Here is an 11,935-nt window from a genome sequence, read left to right as displayed (position 1 = left end):
TAGCCAGACCTGTCTGGCAGGAAGCGACGATGGCTGCACTGGCACTACAGATCTCCTACCGTAACTGACAGATATGGCGTAGGTGAGCTCAAGCGGCAAGAGGCGGCTGCAAGCGGAGCGCGCAGGCATGCAGGATGAACGCCCGTAGGGCCAAGATGCCTTGTCCTGGTTCACGACAGCCGTCCCCGGGAGGGGACACGCACCGCCCCAGCAGGCAATCTCACAACGCGTTCAATAGCCGCTCCAGTCTCTGCTCTCATCATCACGTCGAAGACAGGGAGCAACGCCAAGGGCCAGTAGGCTGATGCTGACGATCCGCAAGACTATCTTGAGCATATCTCACGCCCCTGCCAGTCCCGCACGGAAGGCATGGATTTGCACCGCCCTGCCGCGTCTGTAAGGTAGTTTTTCTCATGCAACAGCGTAAACGTTACAGTGCGAAATAAACGTTACATTCCGGTTCGACTAGCCGCTTAGGTGGATCACCGGTGGCTACCGAATGTCACCAACCAGGCCACAGATCTGTTGCAGGTCTTCCGCCACCTGGAAGCCGACGACATAGGGGATATGACTATTCCAGATCTACTGCACCACGCGCTTCTGGACGCCAGGCTCCGAGTAGACCTATACCGTTACCTCACACCAATTGCATCGCGCTGAGTATAGGGTTTGATGGATAGAAACAACGACATTCACACGCGCGAAACCCAAGGAGAAGGGCTCTCTGGCGCCTTGCAGGTCTACTATCTGGTGATCCCGCAGCGCTTGAGCTAATCCTGGCTCTCAATGAGATTGACCGGGCAGAGGCCGATGATGCCTCACTGGTAACGAAAATCCTGGATGCGGAGGAGCTTTTAGTGCAAGTACCCGCTGAAGATCATGCCTGCGGCCTTAGCATCGTCAGAGACCACAATATTCCGCAGCCTTGGCGCTCACGCTTTCTCGCCGCGAGCAGCGGCTCGACCCGTGTGGAGAGGGTTTTTAGACTCACGACTCATCTTCGTACAAAATGTTTGAGCTCTTCGCGAGCCGCAATGATTTGATCGCGAATTTCTTCAGGATCAATGGACATGCCCCCTCGGGGCGTGACTCGCAACGTCTTAAGTCGATTGGCGGCCTGGATAAATTCTCTCTCACGTCGTATCTCCCACTCAGGTCGTCTATCCCTGAAGAGTCGTTCCCGTATCGCATTCAGCCAACCCATATGCCACCTCTGAAGCTCGATTGATGGAGTCAGTAGCCACTAGCTTACCTCAACCGTAGGTAGGCCGTAAGCAACCCACTGAGGCTCGGACGGACACCAATTGCGGCGAAGCGGGTACCCGTCCAGGGATTGCGGCTCACAACCTGTCACAGGGCTTCGTTGTATCCGGCACACAGCAGCTATGCTTGCAATTGAGATCCCGCTAACTCTGTGGCGGCGGGGGTAGCAGGGTCGCCATGACTCCCATGCCTGACCGGGAGAAAGGATAGAGCGGAATGGCTACAGCAACGATTTCATCTGAAGGCCAAGTCGTGATTCCTCAGCAAATGAGGGTCGCGCTGTGTCTCGGCCCGGGCGATCGGGTTGAATTTGTCGAGACGGGGAAAGGGGAATTCCTCATCATCGCTAGGACGAAGTCAGTAAAAGCGTTGAAGGGATTGATTCGGACGCCAGATGCTCCGATCAGCATTGAAAGCATGAATGCTGCCATCCAACTTTAATGGATTTCGTCAAGAATTCTCCAAGCTGAAATGAATGGGGCGCTACGAAGCACTAATGTGCTATTCGACGTTGCCCTCACGATCAGCACGGCGGGCTTTCAGAGAGTTCCGCCGCTCACTTGTCATCACGGTAAGGGTCGTGATGCCGGCAACGCCAAGGCTCAGTTAACGACAGTCGGCCCCACCGGGCACGCCCAAATGACGTGCATGTAGGCTCTCACCGCATGTGCTCGGTTAATCCAGTAGGCAGTGTCTGAAGCGATCACCGAGTCAGTTGCCGTGATGACCGGACAGCTCCATCAGTTTTCTGGCCAGAGCCATCGCTTGCTGCGTGGTAAATCTGAATCCACAATCATCGATCCGCATGAATACAAGGCCGTCAGCTTCCCTATTCATCAGCACCGTGCAGCTGTTGGTCTCGTCCACTGGCTCAGTTTCCACCCAGTCTGGGTTAGTGAACGTGGCGAAAGACATCTCGCACAACAGATTATGAAGGACGAAGAAATCATTCGGGGGGAGTGTGGTGCTCACGGGCCTGGCTCTCGTAAATTTTAGCCTTATGACTAACTAAACGGAGCCGAAACAAGAAACTTGAGCGCGCAGACGGATTTCGAGAGAGTGCTTGCTCCGCCAGCAACGGTAGCAGGCAGACGCTACATGGAGCGGGATAGCTATCTCGCCACTCCCGATTCATACGCCTTACCTAGATCAGAGAGATGGACGGTGCAACAAGTCCTTGTGCTCTTCGCGGGCCGCGATGATCTGATCTCGAATCTCTTAGGGGTCTATAGATATGCCGCCGCGATCTGTAACCCCTGATATTTTGAGCCGATTGGCCACCTGTATGAACTCCCTCTTGGCGTATGACCTATTCTGGTCTCGTATCCCTAAAGAGCCTTTCCCGGACTGAAGTCAGCAAACGCATATTCTCACCACCACTCAGATTGTGTAGAAGCTGATCAAAGCGAACCTGTGGCCCAAACTTACCTAACTACGAGCAGGCTGGGACAATAAGACACCGATGGGTAACATCAAAGTCGTCAAGCTTAGGGTTCTGGTGCGATTGGCTCGGATACGGCCCTAGGAGCAGTTGGGATGCCAGATAAGGCCTGGGGGCGGGTGCTGTGTCAAAGCAAGCGGAGCGCGCAGACGTGAGGATGGAAGCCCAGCGGGCCAAGACAATGCGTTAGCAGAGGCTTGGTTCACGACAGCCGGCTCCGAAGGAGCATGCCAAAACAGGCGTCACTCGCACGAAGAGTTTGATTATCAACAACGAAGACACCAGATGGCCTTGCAGCTTCTATCCCTATGGAGCAGGGAAGCCATTTGCCACGAAAACCTTCACAATCACATCAAGATTCAATTTCCAATTCTGCATTTGCTCGCGTGCGGAGTAACCAGCCCATTCCATCTGCTGGTCAGAGTGACGCTTGGCATCTGAAACGAACTGTTCACTTGCCGTGACGCCCAAGCGCAGTTCACTGAGTTCAGTCTGAGAGTTTTGATGCACAAGCCCCTGGAGCAGTCCTTGGATCAGACCTGCATCCAACGTTCCTGGATACGCGCTCAAGCCGCCGAAGTAGGTGGCAAGTAGTGGCCTGAGGTGATCTTGGGATTGCTCACTCAGATGTGGGTGGATCGCGGCGAGGTTAAAGTGCACTCCAACGCTAGGCTCCGATGTTGCAAACCAGGATCGGTAGTGCTCCAACGCCGCTGCAGATGGGTTACAGGCTCGGTAGCTCTCGTCACACTGAATCGTGGTGGAATTCATAATCCAGAGCACGTCATCGTCCCCCAATACGCCTAGGTCTCTGAAGAAACTGCATGTACCCCAAGTGTAGTCGTCACTACCGACGGATCTTGCCGCAGTTCGACCGCCAAAGACCCTTTGAATGCCTGGAAAGCAGTGACGCTGCATGCATAGCCCTCAACCACCCCAACGATCACTAGGAACGCATCGTAGAGGGTCAGGCAGTCGAGGCTGTCATGCCCTCCACACTGGCCCTTGGCGGCCCCAGGGGTGAGCATTTCCTCCAGGGCCGCACGGTCGAAGTAGCACATCCCCTTAAGCTTGATTTGTTCCACTGTCAGCATGTTGATGTCCGCGTGTGATTCGACTGACGTAGCTACGACAGTAGGCCGAAATTAGTCGGAGACGTCCCTGGTAGGATCAGGTCTCGGGATCGATCTGGAATTTGAACGGGCCGCATGTGAGGCACCGACCTTGTGACAATTCGGACTTGGAAGAGGGGGCTGCGAGTCCGGAATGAACGCACACACCTAATGTAGGAAAGAACGGCCAGTCGTCATCGTTAGCCTCGATGCCATGATCAAACACAGGCGGTTCATAGTCGGCGATACCCAGCGAGTTCGACTCCAAAATCTGCTTCACAACCCCCCAATATGGATAGTCCGAACGGCCTGAATAAACGTCAGCCTCACTGGAAAAACTGACGTGATAAAATCGGATAGGATCGACCCCGACGAACCTCTCCCACATCGTCTCGAGGGCAGGAATCGTGTCGCTCATAGTGGTGCTTTCGAGAAAGACACTGAGGCAGTCGTCGTGGAACGCAATCAGTTTCACCGGGGACATGGCACCACGAATGTGCATGTGCTCCAGGGCTATGAGAAGGCTCTCATCTAAATGATCGCCGTACAGCAAGCAAAAGGTTTGCTTGGCGGCGTGCGGTAGCGCTTCGAGATTCGGGCCTTTCCACTGCAGGCAGCTGTAGATGATGTGGTTGGGGGCATCACCGGGTTCTACAGGATCGCACTCGGGGTAGAACAAAGCTGGAATAAACATTTCTCCTTTATGATGGGGGAAATGAAGCCGTAGGTATGGTTTTGGTCAAGCTGGTGGGCCGCGAAATATTATTTTTTCCGACGAAATATCAGTAACTTACGAGCATACCCATAAGATCAAAGGCTAGGTTTTGCCGCATTGCTTTGCGTAAAAAGTCGACCACGTTGTGAGTTCCCTCTCCATAGCCTGTAGAACAGCTCACCAGTTCTCCTCCATGCCATCCTGATCAAAGTTCGCCAGCTTCTACGCGCTAAGACCCAAGACGGTCGACTCCATGACCTCTTTGACCACGAGACAGAATGTTTAGTCAGAATGCCTGAATAGATCTCGTCCTCGCTTAGAGGCTCAAAGGGCCATCCAGGCATCCATGGCCGCACAAGCATGGAGCCCGGTCAGCTGCAGAGTGTCGGCAACCCTGCTGTGTGCTTCCGCATCAATCCAAGAAGATGCAGGGACAGCGAACTTACCCCACGCCAGGGATTGGAAGCATATAAAGCGGGTAACTGCTTCCGAGGGCCATCGACGCCAAGTAACCAGCTCAACGCACTCCAGGATGCTCCTGGTTTCCTCCCGTGTGAGCGCTACATGGTCGTCAGTCGCCGTTCCGGCTGGGTTGTGTACCAGATGGATCTGTAGGTATTAACTACGAGCGCGCGTCTCATCTGGGTCTACGCGAACCCTCCATGCTTTTCAGTAATATGGGGATTCAAGCTGTTCACTGCTGCGATAAAGCGACGCTGCTGCTGCCGTAGCCACGCAGGTCTTTAGTCTCGAGCGATCCAGGCTGCGATTCGCTGGAAGACGTGAAATATGGCTCTATTGGTACAAAATACGGTAGAGGCAGGGGTAACATCACCCTTTCCCTTTCCCTTTCCCTTTCCCTTTCCCTTTCCCTTTCTCATATCAGCGTTTTGCGCCTTGGTCGACTTTCGCTACTGCTGATATGAAATCGATAACGGGATCAGCATGGTACTGCAGCAAATCTTGCATCCATCCTTTACGCGCCATTATCAAAAGTCGAGCCATATCTATGTAGTATTTATATGTCACATGCATTGTTCCATGCCCCATCTGATGAATCATTGCTTGCTCTGCTGCTGCATTGTAGACCAAGGCATGATCTGTAAGGATATTTTCCCCGTGAATACGGATTAGGTAATAGGTCGGCCACCAATGGCGAGTGTGGTAAAAGGTAATATGAGTTCGAAACCTTTTGTCGGCTTTCACCGATTTTCTTTTGGCATCACCTGTTCTGTCTGAGATCATTCGCTGAGTAACAGGTTCGCCGCGCTTAGTCAGGAACAATATACTGGGAGGGCAAGGGTGGCCATAGCGCTTCTCGTAAAGTTTGGCACGGGCCTGATAATGCTTATCGGTATAAATCTCCTCGATTGCTTGTAAGTCTCTAATGTGTATCTTGACTGTGCGGGTCTTGCGACCTTTGCTCTGGATGATAAAATCAATGACTTGCTCTGAGCTATACATCATTGAAGCCGGCATAATATGAATGTTTCTACCATTGCCCACATATGGAAATTTGCATATATCCATGGGGCGCATCCCTGTGCCAATGGCAAGGGAAAAGAGCGCGACGTAAACGACGTCAGAGTATTGGTTCAGAAGTGTCTTTATCTCTGACTCTGTAATAAGTCCTGCATGGCGACGCTGTTCACGATCTTTGTCCATGGCCCTGATCGTAGAGCTGTCAATAACTGTTTTAGTGCGCCGTGATATGTAGCTAAGCAGACGGCTATCATTAAAGTTGGCTTTACTGGTTTTTAAAATAACGTTCACCCCTGTGGGGTAACCAGTTTTGCTGAGCCAGTGAAAATAGCTCTGTAATAGACTAGCCTCTACCGTTATAGTTTCTACGCTTGGCTTATCTGCCCCTGAATTGATGCGCTCTATAAGGCGTTGAGCTTGCCATGTAACGATACTTTCGTTTGTGGCATAGAGATGATATTGAGCAGCACCAATATTTTGAAATTCCAGCAGAGTTGAAAGGAAGCAATAGAAGCTGGAAATAATCCTAGCATAGCGTTCTGAAGTATTCTCCGATTGTCGGGTTTCGGCGTAAAGGTACAAATTTGGATGGCTTAGCAAGATTTTCTTATGCCCGCAGTCTTGCATGATGACATAGTGAGATACAATAAGGTTGGTTTGGGCTGATGTGTAGTTGATGAGTTTTATCTCGATCTTCATTTCAGTCACCTTGAGTTATTGTGTAGTGAGTGACTTGCGTGAATCCATGTTCTAATTTATAGGTTGGCGATTGGTCGGCCTGAGTGAGCTCAATTTCGGGGATTTGTCGAAAGTGGAATTTTCGCTGGGCAGACTTTTCGTGTTCCGATTTGCAGTATGGTACGTATAGAAAAATCGAAGAACTTTTTGCAATTTTTTTTAAAAAAAGGCGCATTTCTAGTACGGAAAATATAGGTAGCTTGATGTACACATAGGTTTTATCTGGGTCTCTTGGGTGATGCTCAGCAAATTTTTGGAAGTTGCATATGTATAGGTCTAAGAAAATTACGAGGCTATAGAGGCTGTCGTCGGTATACTGACTGGCTTTTGCAGCAAGCTTCTGAAGTTCAGTGTCCTTGAGTGCTTCGAATTTTTCTTTTTGGTCACCATCGTGGATGGCGTTGAATGCTGAAGTAAAATTTGGCTCGAGTAAAATTTTCGACTGTAGATTGACGCCTGATTTATAATTAAATTTTTCAAGCTCAACGTTCGTTAATTTAAGTTTTAAATCGGTAATTTGTTTGCAGTAATCGTCAATTAAGGTGTTTTGTTTTTCGACGGTGGCCCTTGTTTTATCTACCTGCCACAGCGTTATGTCATTATTCATCAAGGTGGTAACATAATTTTCGGTTACCTTCTTTAACTCTTTGGAGTGTATTGTCTTTAAATGTTCAACCTGCATTTCTAATGCGCTGATGGTCGATTGACTCTGTACCAGGTAATGCTCAGTGCTTCCGGTAGAGTCATTGCCTAGCAATTCACCGATGAGTTTCTCGCCATTGAGGTATGGCTTCAAATCATCGTAGTAACGGTTGAATGATTGCCTGGTAATCCCTACTGAGTCACAAATATGCCGGATCAGGATTTTTTTTTCTGATCCATCGAAAAGTCGTTCTGCGATAGCTCGGATCAAGCGGGCTCTGGTGTCTGATTTTGGTCTCATTCACCACCTCCCACAATGAGATCAACTTGTGGGTTGGGCCTGCTAAGGTTTTGGAGATGCAGTTCGAATGTGGCCAATTTCGCTGCCACGAGACGATGACCCCTAGCGCTAAGCTCAGCTCCACTGCTTTGGATTATATGTTTGCAGAATTTTATGTTTTCCATGATTGCCTGCTTTGCCTTAGGTAATACTACGATGTTCCTGCATTCATAGTGGCAATTGGACGGGTTCGGGATATCGTTAATAACTTGGCCTTTATTGTTCCGGGCACAAGGTGGCGCATTTTCTTCAGTGAAGTTTTCGCCGTTGACACAAAATGTGCCTACTGCAGTTCGTTGAATAAAAATGGGTTCGCCGGCCATTAAAAGGTGTGAGATGTAGCGCAATACCGTAAGTTTCAAGGATTTGCCCAAGAAGGCGCCCCCGTCTTTGGTGACGCTTGTGGCAATCCGATCAGCTGCTTCACCCGAGTAGTGCCCCTGATTAACTTCTCGAATGATGGCGTAAAGATCCTCTGAGTACGAGTTTTCAAAAGCAATTGCTATGTCCCGCACCATGAACGGGTTGCGTGCAATATATCTTAAGGTCATTTCGTAGCTATCGTGACCAAACAAGTATCTAATGATCTCTATATTGCGTTCGTCGCGGTTTATCAGGATCTCTGCAATTGTTTTCCTGAATCGATGGCAGTGCAGATTGTCAAGTTGCAGCTCCTCTTTAAGCTTTGAAATTATATATTGGACATGTTGGGCTTGGTGGTTCGAAACCCTCGTGGAAATGTTAGAGCCAAACAAATAGTCTGCGCGCGGGATCGAACGTTGAACTCTGAAATCCCGTAGCTCTTTGAATTTGGATACGATTACACCAAGAAATTTTGGAATGGGTATGTCTACTAGATCTCCGTGATAGTTAGGATCAGTAGATGTCTTCCAGCGACGAATTTTAACCCAATATTCTCCGTTTTCAGCCATCCGAATGTCAGAGATTCTCATGGGATTTAACTCTGAGATTCTGGCTCCCGTTAGAAGCGCCATTAGGATAAATATGGCGTTTCTTATATTGTCTAGTGCTATGCCATAATTGGTTAGCCAAGTGTAGGAGTATATAATATAGTGCGTGGCTTTTTTAGTGTATGTGGGATAAGCCCTCGGCCCTCGGTCTTTAGCAAATTCAGTTTTGTTTATGCTGAAAATCTCTATTCCATCGATTGAAGCCATAATGGCTTCTATGTCAGGGTCGGAAACTTGGCGATTTATATTTTGGGATTTACCCCAGCTAAACTTGGCTATCTGGTCTTTAATCTTGTCTAAAGCAGGAATGGCTTTTTCAGTCCAAAACAACGAGTGTGTCAGAAGGGATTCAAGCTCCACCTCTGAAAATGCTTTCCATGGCGTTAGGATGCTTAGGTAATGATCCTGTACGTCATTGTGACGTTCTTTGTAGGCAAAAGAATCAAGCGAGATGGATAATTTAAGTTCTGGAGGAATCAGGTTTTGCTCTGATAATGCCGCCCAGTAGCATAACATTCTATAAAGTTGGGCATAATTGGCGGGGCTGTCGCTTGCCTTGGCGACATCAAGTGCCTCATTCAACATTTTTGTAGTAATGAGCGCTAAGTGTTCTGGGGTGGCGGTGATTTGGTTTGGAGCTAACACTAAGCGTTCTATCAACTTGGCGTTATAGTGGTAGTATTTGGTAGTGATGTAACTCTTAATTGTGTTAAACGGGTTGAATTGAGGTAATGCGTAACCTGTAAGTGCTCGATTCAACTCCGTAAAGCCTGGCATGTCGCTGTTGAAGGCCAGATTAATGGGGGGGCGCATGCTTGAGACAGGGAGAAACCACCTAGGATCAAGGTAAGAAGAAACAGGGGATACAGGAAAGTCTTCAAGCATTGCCAATTTGTCGGCTAGCGAGATGGGGCGAATGGAGGGCGTGTGAAAGTCCTCTGCAAAAAGATCCTGCAGTTCTTCCGAGAGGCTGTCCTCAAAGTCTGCCTCGTAATCCGATAAGAGATCGAGGTCGTCAGTATTCTCAGTCATAGATCCCCCGTCTTGAATATCAGCTTGAGCACCGACAAATCAGGCGGCATTAATGGCCCGTTGACTTTCTGATATCGTATCGCTTCCCTAATGGCTTCTTCATCTTCCCATTTGTCCATCACTTCCATAATGGATTTTCTTTCGCTTGCTAAACGATTTTTGAAGGAAGGCTCAGTGTCACCATCAAGGAACTCCTCGATATATACAAGCCGCTCTATCATAAAAGGCAGAGAATCCTCGAAAACCATTTGGCATCCACAAAACCAGCAGTTTTCCAGAGAATAACATTTCCCTTCTTGAGATAAGCTTTCTGCTCCAGGCCAGTTAGGTATGCCCCCGCTACACCCCCATAGCGGACGCTCTATGCCTGGTATAGCGAAAATCCTCATGGAAGATATTTTTTTCGCTTCAGCTAACTTTTGATTGACGACTAAGCCTGAAAAAGCGCGTGCGCGAATAAGCCTCATCACCTCTTCCTGCTCTGAACGAAGCTTTACCTTCCTTTTTTGTTCGGCTTGAGAGGAGCTGTCGTAGAAGATATCTGTGGTTGTCCGGCTTTTATGATGCAACCTGCGAGAAAGAAAGCCAGTGTTATCGCCTGGCTGTTTGTACTTAACCCAGGTAGGTCGAAGGCGGAGTGTTAATTTTTTGACGTTTGTAACGCGAATCCCGTTGTCGAAAATTTCGTACTCTTTTAGAAACTCTTTTACGCCTTGCCTGAAGTATGGGCCAAAACTAATTGAGGTATGCCGACTTGATTTGCACCACTCCCCGGACTCTCGCAGGAACAAAAATAACTGGTTCAGTTTGCTTGTAGTTATGCGCTCCGGGCATGAGTCGAAGGGGATTCCTTGTAATGGCCGGGATAGCTTGTTGGCGAGACGTATCAGGCTAACGATGGAATAGGGATTTCGTCCATCACTCGGTGCAAATATAGGCTCTGGGTCAGGATAACTTTTTCCATAGCCTTGCGATCTAAATTTTTCTCCAAAAACTACTACCTGGTCAGCGTTAATTGCCCCGGTCAAAGCGTGCTCATATTTATCCTTGTCCAAGGACATAACGCTTTCTTGGTTCCATCCCGACTGCAGCATGATAAATACAATGATTGCGGACATATCGATAGATCGAGGGTAGTAATCGGCGAAATACCAATCTAAAGGCCAAAGTATCGTCCTTCGGTTTGCTCCGGAGCTGAAGCGGATGCGATTGACCAGAAGCTTTACGGTAGTATCGCAATCTGCAATGCGACTAAACTTGGGGTCTGCTATATTTTGTACTTCATCAAATAGCATACCTATGGGGTAGCCATTGACCAGAAATGTTTTAATTACGCGCGCATCGTCTGGGTACCATTCAGAGTAGTATTGGAGGTCATAGGCCACATTGTTCGAGATAAAATTATCTGGAAGGACATGGTCTCGCGTTAATTTCTCTACCGTCTTAAGAAGCTCTGGTTTATTTTGAGTCTCGCGCAATTCCCGGTCTGTACACAGCTTGAGGCGTCTAATTACCTCATCGCGACGGTGCCCCCTGCCCCAGTGAGTCGTAGTTCGCCACCAGTGGACAAAGTCATCCTTCGGTATCTGGCGAAGAGCTAGGTCAGCTAGTTCCTCGTATGTATATGGTTGAGCTCTCTCTATTGCTGAACGTGATTCCAGTTGGCCATACAGCTTGTCAATGTGTGTAATAAGCGAGGACTGTAAACTTTCATAGCCATCATCGTATAATGGCTCGGTCGGCTTCCCTTTTTGGCCCGGGAGTATAGGAAGGGCGAGTATAGGGATTTTCCCAGTTTCCAAGGCTGTCGCCTTGATTCCGGCTTTTAAGGAGGGTGGATAGCTTTTAGGAAATGCTTCCCTTTGGCAAAAGCTAACATAATCAAGGAAAATCTCAGCTGTGATATCGGAGATGTTTAAGACTTTAAGTTTTATGTGGGTGGCTATATTATATTGTGATAAATATGTTAGGAAAGCCAGGATGGCAGACTGGATTTGATAACCGATGGCATTGCACCGAGTGGTGCATACATGGATAAAAACAAATAGTAATGCGCTGCAAATATTGCCTTCGCCATTAAAATAAGGATGGTTTTTGATTGTGCATCTTACTTTTCGGCCATCTGATGATATATATATATCTTTCTTGTCTTGATCTGTAGAGCTCATTCTTAACTCCTTGTCTATGCGGCTTTGCGGC

General features: G+C 48.6%; 9 protein-coding genes. 1 reads left to right on the top strand and 8 read right to left on the bottom strand.

Translation table 11 applies throughout. The annotated features are described in order from the left end of the window. The first annotated feature begins 1,479 nt into the window (after positions 1–1,479). Positions 1,480–1,704, top strand: coding sequence for an AbrB/MazE/SpoVT family DNA-binding domain-containing protein (locus G7016_RS13965; RefSeq protein WP_181115181.1), 225 nt, complete (start codon positions 1,480–1,482; stop codon positions 1,702–1,704). 270 nt (positions 1,705–1,974) lie between these two features. On the opposite strand, the gene G7016_RS13960 is transcribed toward G7016_RS13965, so the two are convergent. The 8 genes from G7016_RS13960 to G7016_RS13925 all read right to left on the bottom strand — a co-directional run bounded on the left by G7016_RS13960 (position 1,975) and on the right by G7016_RS13925 (position 11,904). After that, a complete protein-coding gene (locus tag G7016_RS13960; protein ID WP_181115179.1) occupies positions 1,975–2,235 on the bottom strand; it encodes a hypothetical protein in 261 nt (86 codons plus the stop codon). Positions 2,236–3,010: 775 nt separating this feature from the next. Beyond that, positions 3,011–3,475, bottom strand: coding sequence for a hypothetical protein (locus G7016_RS13955; RefSeq protein WP_181115177.1), 465 nt, complete (start codon positions 3,473–3,475; stop codon positions 3,011–3,013). 32 nt (positions 3,476–3,507) lie between these two features. Continuing rightward, positions 3,508–3,798, bottom strand: coding sequence for a hypothetical protein (locus G7016_RS13950; protein WP_181115174.1), 291 nt, complete (start codon positions 3,796–3,798; stop codon positions 3,508–3,510). A 76-nt stretch (positions 3,799–3,874) separates the two neighbouring features. Next, on the bottom strand, positions 3,875–4,510 hold the full coding sequence (locus tag G7016_RS13945) for a hypothetical protein (protein WP_181115171.1): 636 nt from the start codon (positions 4,508–4,510) through the stop codon (positions 3,875–3,877). A 903-nt stretch (positions 4,511–5,413) separates the two neighbouring features. Next, positions 5,414–6,712 (bottom strand): tyrosine-type recombinase/integrase, encoded by a 1,299-nt coding sequence (locus G7016_RS13940; RefSeq protein WP_181115168.1) that lies wholly within the window; start codon positions 6,710–6,712, stop codon positions 5,414–5,416. A gap of 1 nt (position 6,713) precedes the next feature. Continuing rightward, a complete protein-coding gene (locus G7016_RS13935) occupies positions 6,714–7,694 on the bottom strand; it encodes a hypothetical protein (protein WP_181115165.1) in 981 nt (326 codons plus the stop codon). Next, positions 7,691–9,736, bottom strand: a complete 2,046-nt coding sequence (locus G7016_RS13930; RefSeq protein ID WP_181115162.1) for a tyrosine-type recombinase/integrase — start codon at positions 9,734–9,736, stop codon at positions 7,691–7,693. Before G7016_RS13930 ends, G7016_RS13935 begins: the two co-directional genes overlap by 4 nt. Next, complete coding sequence (locus tag G7016_RS13925; RefSeq protein ID WP_181115158.1) at positions 9,733–11,904, bottom strand: hypothetical protein; 2,172 nt, start codon at positions 11,902–11,904, stop codon at positions 9,733–9,735. Before G7016_RS13925 ends, G7016_RS13930 begins: the two co-directional genes overlap by 4 nt. Between the last annotated feature and the right edge of the window lie 31 nt (positions 11,905–11,935).

It is taken from the genome of Pseudomonas japonica (assembly GCF_013522925.1).
Classification (GTDB): Bacteria; Pseudomonadota; Gammaproteobacteria; order Pseudomonadales; family Pseudomonadaceae; genus Aquipseudomonas; species Aquipseudomonas japonica_A.
Note: the sequence above shows the minus strand (reverse complement) of the source record. Positions and strands in the feature narration are given on the sequence as shown.

Coding starts and splice junctions, on each gene's coding strand:
- G7016_RS13940 (WP_181115168.1), bottom strand. CDS start 6,712: ATGAAGATCGAGATAAAACTCATCAACTACACATCAGCCCAAACCAAC.
- G7016_RS13930 (WP_181115162.1), bottom strand. CDS start 9,736: ATGACTGAGAATACTGACGACCTCGATCTCTTATCGGATTACGAGGCA.
- G7016_RS13965 (WP_181115181.1), top strand. CDS start 1,480: ATGGCTACAGCAACGATTTCATCTGAAGGCCAAGTCGTGATTCCTCAG.
- G7016_RS13955 (WP_181115177.1), bottom strand. CDS start 3,475: ATGAATTCCACCACGATTCAGTGTGACGAGAGCTACCGAGCCTGTAAC.
- G7016_RS13950 (WP_181115174.1), bottom strand. CDS start 3,798: ATGCTGACAGTGGAACAAATCAAGCTTAAGGGGATGTGCTACTTCGAC.
- G7016_RS13945 (WP_181115171.1), bottom strand. CDS start 4,510: ATGTTTATTCCAGCTTTGTTCTACCCCGAGTGCGATCCTGTAGAACCC.
- G7016_RS13935 (WP_181115165.1), bottom strand. CDS start 7,694: ATGAGACCAAAATCAGACACCAGAGCCCGCTTGATCCGAGCTATCGCA.
- G7016_RS13925 (WP_181115158.1), bottom strand. CDS start 11,904: ATGAGCTCTACAGATCAAGACAAGAAAGATATATATATATCATCAGAT.